This is a genomic window from Ferrovum sp. (assembly GCF_027317285.1).
Lineage (GTDB): Bacteria > Pseudomonadota > Gammaproteobacteria > Burkholderiales > Ferrovaceae > Ferrovum.
Genome location: NZ_DAHVHV010000068.1, coordinates 1 through 7,865, shown reverse-complemented (window position 1 = coordinate 7,865; position 7,865 = coordinate 1). Strand labels below are relative to the sequence as shown.

The following is a 7,865-nucleotide window of genomic DNA, read 5'->3' as shown; positions in this document are numbered from 1 at the left end:
GCCATGACCTCCTCTAATAATGTCTACAGTTTTCTGGAGTTGTCGGGGGCCGACAAATCCAACAGTTTTACCAACTGGAGTGCTGCAGCTCTGGCGGTTGACGGCATCCAGGCCACGAACTTTGGCATCTATGTATTCTCCCTCAAGACCAGCGGTTTTGCTGGGCACGATTACCTCAACATCCAGAACAACCTCTTGCCCGAAGGCACCTTTGCCGTCGCCTATGGAACCTCTTCCAGCGGGAAAACGTACTCCACCGCCTTTACCAATGCCGGGATGAGAGACTCCCCTCCCCCTCCGCGCGCCGTTCCCGAACCCATGCCCCTGATGCTGATCTGCCTCGGCCTGTTCGGTATCGCGTACCTCACCAAAAGAAAAATTGCTTAAATAGGGTTTGGGGTTGGGCACTTCCACCGGCGGTGTCTTGCCGCACCGGTCGGGCGCTTCGGCGTAGCCCATCGGCCGACGCTGCATCAAGTGCCGCCTGAGGCGGCCTTGTACTATAATGCGGCAGACCGATTTTGGAGAAATTCCCGTCATGAGTACTGAAAACGCCCTTCGGGAGCTATTGGATCAGGTGCTGCAACTCGGCCCCCGAGTTTCTTCGTTTCATGCCGAGACCCCTTTGCTGGGCAGCATCCCCGAACTGGATTCCATGGCCGTCGTCAACCTGATCACCACGCTGGAAGAGCATTTCGGGTTTACCATCGAGGACGATGAAATCAACGCGGACGTATTCGGGACCCTGGGCTCGCTGACCGCCTTCGTGGATCACAAGTTGCGCCCATGAGCGACCCGTCGTTTCCCTTGCCTTTTTATCTTCAGGCCGACGAGGGAAAACGGTTCTGCGTTCTTCATGCTCCCCCCCGGACTCCTTCCGGCGCCTGGTTGTATGTGCCGCCTTTTGGCGAGGAAATGAACAAATCGCGCCGGATGGTCTCCCTGCAGGCCCAGGCTCTGGCCGCCTCGGGCGTGGCCGTCCTGGTGATGGACCTTCATGGCTGCGGCGACAGCGAAGGCGAACTGCGCGATGCACGCTGGGAAACATGGCATGCTGACCTGCGTCTGGGACTGGCCTGGCTCTCGGCCCGTTTCTCCTGTCCGGTGGGCCTCTGGGGATTGAGGCTGGGCGCCTTGCTGGCCCTGGATTTTCTTGAACGAAACGAAACCACGCTGCCCTGCATCCTGTGGCAACCCGTGTTCAACGGTTCGACGTTCCTGACCCAGTTTCTGCGCCTGCGGGTGGCGGCATCCATGGCCTCCAGCGACTCGTCCAGGATCACGACCCAAGCGCTTCGGGAAAAACTTCACCAGGGGGAAATTCTGGAAATCGGAGGGTACGACCTCACCCCGGAATTGGCCCATGCGCTGGATCACGTCAACCTTTCAGAGACGCCCCCGCTGCACCTGCCAATCCAATGGTTCGAGTTGCAGGGACCCAATGGTCTGCCGACCCCGGCCACCCAGCGCCTTCTCGAATCCTGGCAGACCAGGGGGGGGCGCGTCACGTTCCATTCCTTTGCCGGGGAACCTTTCTGGCAGACCCAGGAAATCACGGATTGTCCGGACCTCATCACCCGATCCACCGGGCAGATGCTTCATGCCCTACACTGAAACGCCGCTCACGTTCGAATGCCGGGGCGACGCTCTGGTGGGCATTCTGACTCAACCGGAAAACCCCGCCACGCTCGGGGTACTGATCATTGTGGGCGGCCCCCAGTGCCGTACGGGCAGTCATCGCCAATTCACCTTGCTGGCCCGGGGCCTGGCCCGACACAATATCCCCAGCCTGCGCTTCGATTACCGGGGAATGGGCGACAGCACAGGCGCCCTACGGAATTTCGAAGAAATCCAGGAAGACGTCAGCGCAGCCTTCCAGGCGTTCCAGACCCACTCACCGGCCACCCGACGCATCGTATTATGGGGACTCTGCGATGCTGCCTCTGCCGCCATCTTTCATACCCGCCTCAATCCGGAGGTTGCCGGCCTGATTCTTTGCAACCCGTGGACCCGCACCGAGCAAGGTTTGGCCAAGGCACAGATCAAGCACTACTATCGAAACCGCCTTACGGATCGACAGTTGTGGAAGAAAATCCTCTCCGGACGGTTCAGGTTGACCCAGTCACTCCGGGAACTCTGCACGGCCGCCCTGAAAATGGCCCGGCCATCCCCCCCTCTGGACCCCCTCCCCCCTCTGCCGGAAAGAATGCAGCGCGCCTTGACCGACTATGCGGGACCGACCCTGCTCATTCTCAGCGGCCAGGACCTGACGGCCCGGGAATTCGAGGAGACCGTCAAGGCCTCCGATCCCTGGAAATCCTGGCTTTCATCCCCGGCCGTCACCCGTCATGACCTGCCCGAAGCGGATCATACCTTTTCACGACGCCAATCGAATGAACAGGTCATTCAGCACAGCGCGGGATGGGTCAACTCCCTGAGCCCAAAAGAATTCTCTTGAGGCCCCCACACTCGCTATAATCAGGACATCTGCCTCTTAACCCATCAGGAATCAACGACCATGTCTCATTCCCTCAAAGTTAGGACAACCCCGCTCGCTGCCCTTTGTTCGACGCTTCTTCTTTCTGTTTTCACCCTCTCCGGTTGCGGAAAAAGCGCCTCGGTACCGGACATGATCAAGGAAGCCCAGAGTTATCAGGCCCAAGGGAAAGAACAGGCTGCCATCATCCAACTCAAAAATGCGCTTCAGAAAGAGCCCAATAACCTCCAGGCCCGCACATTGCTGGGGACCATTTACCTGAACACCGGCAACCTGGCCGCCGCCGAAGATGAACTGCACCGGGTTCTCCAGTCCGGGAACCACAGTAGCGAGGTTGAGGAAACCCTGGGACAGGCATATCTCTCCCGGGGGGAATTCCAGAAAATCATCGATGAAGTCCAACCCGATGCCACTCTGCCCCCCACCCAGGCCGCGGGACTTCTGGTCCTGCGCGGGGATGGTTACCTGGGGTTGAACGATCTGCCCCATGCGCAGGCGTCCTTCGACAGCGCGCTTCGACTGGCCCCCACGGATGCCCGGGTACAGCGGAGTCAGGCCCGTTTCCTGCTGGTCCAGGGGAAAACCGACGAAGCCACCCAGCTCATCGACAAGATCACCCGGACCAACCCCCAGGATGCCACGGCCTGGATCATGAAGGGGGACCTGTTGCGCGGCCATGATGCGCCGCCCGAAGAGATCCTCGCCGCCTATCGGCAGGCTTTGGTCGCCGACCCGAAAAACGGCCCGGCGCTGGCCAGTCTGGCCTCCCTGTATCTGGCCATGGGGAAACTGGATCAGGCCGAAGCCGAAGTGAACACCTACAACAAGGTGCTGCCCAACACCCTCATGGGCAAATACCTGCAGGCGCTCATCGATTACGGGAACAAACGGTACCCGGTGGCGCGAGACGACCTCGATGCCGTGATGAAGTCCGCCCCGGATTTCATGCCCGGCATTCTCCTGCGTGGATTGACCGCCCTGCAACTCAACCACTATGAGGAAGCCCAAAAGGATTTGAGTCAGTTTGTCAGCGCCTCCCCAAAGAACCTTTATGCCCGGAAAATGCTGGCCCGCGTCGAACTCAAGGAGCACCAGCCCCAGGAAGCCCTGAAAACACTGACCCCCCTTCTGGGCGCCGAACCAACCGACGCGGAAACCTCGGCCCTGGCCGCCCAGATCTACACCGAACTGGGCGATTTTGAAAAAGCCTCCAAAATCCTTGCCCTTTCGGCCCAGGAAAACCCCCAGAATGCAGTCCTGCGCACCCAACTCGCCCTGAGCCTGCTGGCCACGGGACAGGAAGGCAGGGCCATTTCGGACCTCGAGGCCGCCAGCAAACTGGACCCCAACTATCTTCAGGCCGACAACGCCCTGGTCCTGACCTACCTGGGCAGCAAGAGTTACGACAAGGCGCTCAAACATACCCAGTTACTGATCAGCAAAAACCCCAGGGACCCCAACTTTTATAACCTCCAGGGAGCAGCCTACATTGGCCTGAACGACCTGACGGCCGCTCAAAAAAGTTTCACCCAGGCGCTGGCCCTGGATCCGGCCTACAGCCCTGCCGCTCTGAATCTGGCCCAATTGTCCGTCAAAAAGCATGATTTCCCCGGTGCGCAGAAAATCCTCGAATCCGTGCTGAGCCATGACCAGAAAAACCTTCAGGCCATGGAAGGCCTGGCTGGCCTGGCCGCCCTCCAGGGACAGGAGCAGACCTATGTGGACTGGCTGAAGAAAGCCTCGGTGGCCAATCCCACGGTACTGGCCCCGGACATCGAACTGATCACCTTCTACCTGAAAAAGAAACAGACCGCGGAAGCCCTCAATCTGGCCCAGGCTGCCGTCACGGCCAACCCGAACAATGCCACGGCGCTGGAACTGCTGGCCGAGACGCAACTGAATTCGGGAAAAAACAAGGAAGCCATTGCCACCTACACCAAAATTGCCGAACTGAATCCCCAGTCCGCCATGGCCTACCTGCGCCTGGCGGTGGCACAGACCCTGGACAAGGAGAACGAAGGGGCCATCACTTCCCTGAAAAAAGCGCTTCAATTGCAACCCGATGACCTGGATGCCCTGAATCGCCTGGTGGGACTGGAGTTGACGACCGGGAAGTACGCGGAAGCCCAGAGCCTGGCCGAAAATTATCAGCGATCCCACCCAAGATCCCCCGAAGGCCCGATCCTGGAAGGAGACATCGCTTTCCAGCAGCAACGCTATGACCTCGCCACGGCTGCCTACGCCCAGGCCCAGAAGGTGTTCGCCACCACCGTGGGAGAACTCAAACTGGATAACGCCCTGGTCCAGAGCGGGAAACCCCGGGAGGCAGACCAGCATATCCAGCGCTGGCTGGCCGCGCACCCCAACGATCTGGTGGGACGCAACTATCTTGCCGCACGGGATTTGGCCGAGAACAATCAAAAATCCGCCATCGAACAATACCAGTACATTCTGCAAAAAACCCCCAACAATCCGGTCATCCTGAACAACCTGGCGTATCTGTATCTGGACACCCATAACGCCCTTGCCCTGGAAACCGCCCAGAAAGCATACCAACTGGCCCCGGACAACCCCAATATCGAAGACACGCTGGGATGGATCTATACCCGCCAGGGAAACCCCCAGAAGGGACTGGAACTGTTGAAACCGGTGGCCACCCGGATGCCCGAGGCATTGGATATTCAATATCACTATGCCGAAGCGCTCGTTCAAACGGGAAACAAGGACCAGGGACGTCGAATCCTCGAGAGTCTGGTCAACAGCCCCAAGGAATTCCCCCAGAAAAACGAAGCCAGGACGCTGCTGAGCCACCTCTGACCGCCCGTGGGATGGGAACCCGGACCGGAGCAGGCGCAATCCACTGAATTGAAGGCAATTTACCGCCTTTATACCCGAATTGAGTCAGGGTAAAGGCGAATTATAGTGGGCGTGACCATCTGGAATGGTTTTGTGAGGCGACTGATGGCGCGCAAGCGCGCTGGCGGCCCAAACAACTCACCGGGAGAACATCATGAACGCAGTTGTGGAATTTCAACAGTACGACCATGTCGGCTTTGAGCAAATTCGCACCCGTTTCGACGAAGAATACGGTGTCATGTGGTCATTCATGCAGTCCGAGCCGAGACCCTGTTTTACCCGGGCGGTGTTGCAAGAGTCGTTACGGCACCATACTCATCTTGAAAGCATTCAAGGGCACGTTTATTCAAACGGAAATTTTTATCAGGCAAATTATCTGGTTTCCGCCTCGAGTGTCCAAGGAGTATTCAATCTCGGGGGAGACTTGACCGAATTTCAGGAAGCGATCCGGACTCAGGCACGAAACAAACTGTTGTCCTACGCCAGATTGTGCACTGATAACTTGTGGGTCCTCCACAACATGCAAGCGCCCATCACGACCATCTCCCTGGTTCAGGGCCAGGCGATGGGAGGCGGGTTCGAAGGAGCGCTTTCCTCTCACGTGATGATTGCAGAAAAAAGCGCCCAGATGGGATTCCCGGAAGTGCTGTTCAACCTCTTTCCAGGCATGGGGGCACTGAGCCTCTTATCGCGCAGGATCGGCATGCAGGCGGCCGAAGCCATGGTGCGCTCGGGCAAAATTTATACCGCCGTGGAGTTGCACGAAATGGGCGTGGTAGACGTGCTGGCTGAGGACGGTCAGGGCGAAAGGGCTCTCTATGACTGGATACGCCGGAATCACCGCTCCCTCAATTCATTCCAGGCCATTCAGCGCGCCAAACAGCGCGTGAATCCCCTCACCGTGGAGGAACTGTACGAAATCGCCGAGATCTGGGTGGACGCGGCATTGCGTTTGAAGGAGCGCGACCTCAGAATCATGGAGCGTCTGGTGCGGGCGCAGGATCGCAAAGTTGCGCAGCAGGAAGTCGGAACGGCACAGGCAATCGCCCGGGCGTTTTAACGCGAGGCCGCCTGACGGCGAGCAAGATAATCCTCGATGGCCGCACGCGCAGCCGCATAGTCCCTGCGCAGGGACGCGGCCATGGCTGCGCCGTGAAGACGCAATTCACCCATCTCGGCCCGATCCATGGTTTCGGCGCGGGCGAATACATCGCGGGCGCCGATGCCCAGGCTGTTGCCCTTGAGTGCGTGACAATGGTCGCGCAGAGCGCCGTAATGCTTGTGTTTGATGGCGTGATCGATCTGGTCCAGCAGTTCCTCCGAGTCGCTCAGGTAGTTGCACAGCAGACGGTGCACAAACAGGGCATCGCCCGCACCCAGAATTTCCAGTTCCTTCAGGGTGGTGGCCTCCAGAACGGCACCAGTTTCCTCAGAGGCTGCTGGGACAGGCTGGATTCCGGCGCCGCCCAGAACGGCAGTCAGCCAGTGCTCGGCAGTGGTGGCGGGCTTGCCCAGCAGGTTTGCGATGGTACCAAACAGGATGGAAGCGTCCACGGGCTTGCCCAGGAAGGCGTCGAATCCGGCTTCCTGGGCAGCCTGGCGCGCGCTCAGGGTTACGTCTGCGGTAAACAGTACAAAACGGGTGCGGGTGTCGTCCGGACGAGTAAGGCGGTAGAGTTTCAGGGCCTCGGTCCCGCTCATGCCAGCCATGTTGAGATCGGCGATGACCAGATCGAAGGCCTCCTGCTCCAGTCGGTCCAACAATTCTTCACCATTGGTGGTCACGGAAACATGATGGCCGGCCAGTTCCAGTAGCCGAAGCAAGATCTTCTGGTTGGTGGCATCGTTCTCGCACACCAGGATACGGGGCGGCTTCTCCTGGAGACTCAGGTCCCGGACGCCGGGCCATGCCACGACTTCGGCCCCCTCTGGCTGGCTCTGGAGGGATTTCTCCAGCGCCAGGTCGAACCAGAACCGGCTACCCAACCCCTCCGTGCTCTCGAAGAAGAGGTGCCCGCCCATGGCCTCCACCAGGTGTCTGGTGATGGTCAACCCCAACCCGCTGCCGCCAAAGCGCCGACTGGTGGAGGCATCCGCCTGAGTGAAACTCTCGAATATTTCACCTTGCGCGCCGACAGGAACCCCCACACCGGTGTCGGCCACCTCGAAGCGCACACGTGTGTATCGTTCGTCCTCTCCCAGCACCGAAAAGGAAAGGGTGACGCTGCCCCGCTCGGTGAACTTGACCGCGTTGCCCACCAGATTGGCGAGCGCCTGTTGCAGCCGAAGGGGGTCGCCGCACAAACGGTCGACCCCAGCCGCAATGCGGGTATCAAACAGGATGCCCTTGGCCTCCGCCTGGGAACGGAAGATCCTGACCGTTTCCCCGAGGACACCGTACACGGAAAAATCCGTGTGTTCAAGGGTCATCTTGCCATCTTCGATTTTGGCAAAATCCAGCACGTTATTGAGCAGGGATAACAGTAGTCTGGAAGAACTATCCAGCATACCG

The 7,865-nt window shown here is 59.1% G+C and carries 7 protein-coding genes; 6 read left to right on the top strand and 1 reads right to left on the bottom strand.

The features are described 5' to 3' along the window. The 6 genes from M6F29_RS10620 to M6F29_RS10595 all read left to right on the top strand — a co-directional run. A partial coding sequence (locus M6F29_RS10620) for a PEP-CTERM sorting domain-containing protein (RefSeq protein WP_298159585.1) occupies positions 1 to 387 on the top strand: 387 nt, incomplete at its 5' end. Between the two features lie 151 nt (positions 388 to 538). Continuing rightward, positions 539 to 790: an acyl carrier protein gene (locus tag M6F29_RS10615; protein ID WP_297457528.1), complete on the top strand. Its 252-nt coding sequence runs from the start codon at positions 539 to 541 to the stop codon at positions 788 to 790. Beyond that, complete coding sequence (locus M6F29_RS10610; protein ID WP_298159581.1) at positions 787 to 1,614, top strand: hydrolase 2, exosortase A system-associated; 828 nt, start codon at positions 787 to 789, stop codon at positions 1,612 to 1,614. Before M6F29_RS10615 ends, M6F29_RS10610 begins: the two co-directional genes overlap by 4 nt. Beyond that, positions 1,601 to 2,458: a hydrolase 1, exosortase A system-associated gene (locus M6F29_RS10605; protein ID WP_297457532.1), complete on the top strand. Its 858-nt coding sequence runs from the start codon at positions 1,601 to 1,603 to the stop codon at positions 2,456 to 2,458. Before M6F29_RS10610 ends, M6F29_RS10605 begins: the two co-directional genes overlap by 14 nt. A 60-nt stretch (positions 2,459 to 2,518) precedes the next feature. Beyond that, positions 2,519 to 5,314, top strand: a complete 2,796-nt coding sequence (prsT, locus tag M6F29_RS10600; protein WP_298159579.1) for an XrtA/PEP-CTERM system TPR-repeat protein PrsT — start codon at positions 2,519 to 2,521, stop codon at positions 5,312 to 5,314. A gap of 193 nt (positions 5,315 to 5,507) precedes the next feature. After that, positions 5,508 to 6,413: a crotonase/enoyl-CoA hydratase family protein gene (locus M6F29_RS10595; RefSeq protein ID WP_298159575.1), complete on the top strand. Its 906-nt coding sequence runs from the start codon at positions 5,508 to 5,510 to the stop codon at positions 6,411 to 6,413. On the opposite strand, the gene M6F29_RS10590 is transcribed toward M6F29_RS10595, so the two are convergent. Continuing rightward, positions 6,410 to 7,865: hybrid sensor histidine kinase/response regulator (locus tag M6F29_RS10590; RefSeq protein ID WP_298159573.1), on the bottom strand; the 1,456-nt coding region annotated here is incomplete at its 5' end. The two genes, M6F29_RS10595 and M6F29_RS10590, sit on opposite strands and share 4 nt — an antisense overlap.

What these genes read in the sequence shown, in the direction of transcription:
- M6F29_RS10605 (WP_297457532.1), top strand. Translation starts at nt 1,601, where the DNA reads ATGCCCTACACTGAAACGCCGCTCACGTTCGAATGCCGGGGCGACGCT.
- prsT (WP_298159579.1), top strand. Translation starts at nt 2,519, where the DNA reads ATGTCTCATTCCCTCAAAGTTAGGACAACCCCGCTCGCTGCCCTTTGT.
- M6F29_RS10595 (WP_298159575.1), top strand. Translation starts at nt 5,508, where the DNA reads ATGAACGCAGTTGTGGAATTTCAACAGTACGACCATGTCGGCTTTGAG.
- M6F29_RS10610 (WP_298159581.1), top strand. Translation starts at nt 787, where the DNA reads ATGAGCGACCCGTCGTTTCCCTTGCCTTTTTATCTTCAGGCCGACGAG.
- M6F29_RS10615 (WP_297457528.1), top strand. Translation starts at nt 539, where the DNA reads ATGAGTACTGAAAACGCCCTTCGGGAGCTATTGGATCAGGTGCTGCAA.